The sequence below is a fragment of the Nocardia vaccinii NBRC 15922 genome, assembly GCF_001613305.1.
Taxonomy (GTDB): Bacteria; Actinomycetota; Actinomycetes; order Mycobacteriales; family Mycobacteriaceae; genus Nocardia; species Nocardia vaccinii.
Window position 1 is genome coordinate 1 of sequence record NZ_BDCC01000063.1, and the last position, 2,111, is coordinate 2,111.

2 protein-coding genes and 1 pseudogene are annotated in these 2,111 nt (G+C 63.8%); all 3 read right to left on the reverse strand.

Annotation, left to right across the window (positions count from 1 at the left end; translation table 11 throughout):
* A pseudogene (locus NV1_RS33220) lies at positions 1–255 on the reverse strand (endonuclease NucS); the annotation flags it as partial.
* Positions 256–324: 69 nt separating this feature from the next.
* Positions 325–1,053, reverse strand: a complete 729-nt coding sequence (locus NV1_RS33225; protein ID WP_067900691.1) for a rhomboid-like protein — start codon at positions 1,051–1,053, stop codon at positions 325–327.
* Positions 1,054–1,060: 7 nt separating this feature from the next.
* The gene (locus tag NV1_RS33230; protein ID WP_067900693.1) at positions 1,061–1,795 is read right to left on the reverse strand and encodes a rhomboid-like protein; all 735 of its coding nucleotides are present in this window, start codon (positions 1,793–1,795) and stop codon (positions 1,061–1,063) included.
* Positions 1,796–2,111: the final 316 nt, after the last annotated feature.

Sequence of the window (2,111 nt, forward strand, 5' to 3'; positions counted from 1 at the left end):
GGCACTCGCGTCAAGGCCGGAGGCGGCAGCCTGCGTAACCACGGAGGCCGCGCGAGTGCCGCCATCGAACACAGCATCGCGCTCCTCCATCCAGCAGGGCGGGCTCATCCAGTTCAGCGGCTTGTAGGAACCGCCGTCCGAATGTACGAGTACGGATCCGTCCGCTTTCATCAGTAGCAGACGACGAGCCATCGGGAGATGAGCGGTGAGCCGACCCACGTAGTCGACCTGACAACGAGCAATCACGAGGCGCACCCCAGGCACTCTAGGCGACCGTGGCACAGCCCTATCGGCAAGGGCCACCTACGATCCCGCGCCGAAGGTTCAATTCACCAGAAACGACACCGCCAGAACCGAGGCGGCCACGAGCGGAACCACATCGAACCAGCTCATCCGATATTCCGCGGGCCGACCGCGGGCAATCATCAGCACCCCGATCCCGGTCCCGATCAGATAGGCCAGCAGATGGCCGACGCTGGTGAAGTCTCGGATGTCGACCACCCCCTTCATCGCGATCACGAGCCACGCCACGGCCCACGGAATCCGCTGCCGCCGCGGCACGATCACGATGAGCGAGCCGAAGAGCGTCATCGCGCCATAACTGATGCCCACATCCTCGGAATCGGCGAGGCTGCCCGGCAACCACTGCATGCTGATCCCCACCCACAGACCGACCGCCACCAGAAGTGTCGCGCCGATATGACCGGCCAAGAAGGTCCAGACCGCGCGCCGCGCACCGAAACGCAGCTCCACCAGTGCCAGCAGACAGGCCAGCAGGGGAACATTCGTGATCGTCGAATCCGTATCCCCGATGACGAACGCGCTGGACAACAACGTCCCGATGCGGCCGTGCCGCAGATTCTGCAGATTGGTGCTCGTCTCCGCGAGGATCCGAGCCTGAACTCCGGGTCCGGCCTTCGCATAGATCACCGCGACAACGGCCAATGCCACTACATAACCGACGGTGACCGGCAACCAGTGCCGCCGGCGCAGAGTTCCGAGAGCGGAGCGGAATTCGGCTTGTGCCCGTTCGGTCGTCGACGCTCCGACCATGCGTAGGTCAGCCGACGAGAATCGTGTATCCCAGCACAGTCGCGAGGACCAGCAGGACGATCTCGATCCGTTTGAAACGCGCCGGAACCGTCCGGCCGCCGCGGATCAACCACAAGCCCACCAGCAGGCCGATGGATACCGACAGCAGATGTCCGACATTGGTGAACGTACGACCCATCGCCACACCGGCGACGGCGACCGCGAGCCACGTGATCGCCCACGTCGGCCGCCAGCGCGACGGCATCAACACCAGGAAGGCCCCGATGAGAGCCATCGAGCCGTAACTGATTCCGACGTCCTCCGCGTGCGTGATCTCCAACGGCAGCCAGTGGACCTCCACCGCCACCCACAGCCCGAACGCCACCAGAAGTGTCGATCCGAGATGTCCGGCGAGGAAGATACGAATCAGGCGACTCGCCCCGAATTTGACTTCGGCCAGGGCCAGCAGACAGATCAGCAGGGGCAGGACCAACAGTGAGGTGTCGGTGTCGCCGATCAGCAGCGCACTGGAGAACAGTGTGCCGATGTGGCCGTGCAGCAGGTTGTACAGATTAGTGCTGGCATGCAGCATCACCCGCGTCTGGGCCGAATTACTCAGCACCGAGACCAGTACGGTGACCAGGATCAGCAGCGCCCCGTAGCCGTAGGTAGCCGGTAGGAACAGCCGACGCCAGCGGAAGCCGGACGTCGTAGCCGAAACGTTCGGCGGCGTCTCCTGGTTGGGTGCGGTCAGCACCACCATGGGGATCCCTTTCGTCACTGCTCCGGAGGCAGCTCCACCGGCGTCCCCTCCATCATCCGGATTCTGGCTGCACGACGGCTAGCCGGCGCTTGTGAAAGCGCTGTGAACTCGCCGCCGGCCGGGAGTCTTGTCGTCTGTCGCTCAGTCGCCGGAACCGCTGGCGAGAGCAGAGATCATGTTGCTGATGTAGGTGGCGAGTCCACTGAGAAGGTCCATGTCGGGGCGTTCTTCCTGTCGGGGTTGTGACCGGCCGAATCATACACAAGTCGGGGAAATAGGAAAGGCCCCCAGCTGTTGCTGGGGGCCTTCCACACAA

What these genes read in the sequence shown, in the direction of transcription:
- NV1_RS33225 (WP_067900691.1), bottom strand. Translation starts at nt 1,053, where the DNA reads ATGGTCGGAGCGTCGACGACCGAACGGGCACAAGCCGAATTCCGCTCC.
- NV1_RS33230 (WP_067900693.1), bottom strand. Translation starts at nt 1,795, where the DNA reads ATGGTGGTGCTGACCGCACCCAACCAGGAGACGCCGCCGAACGTTTCG.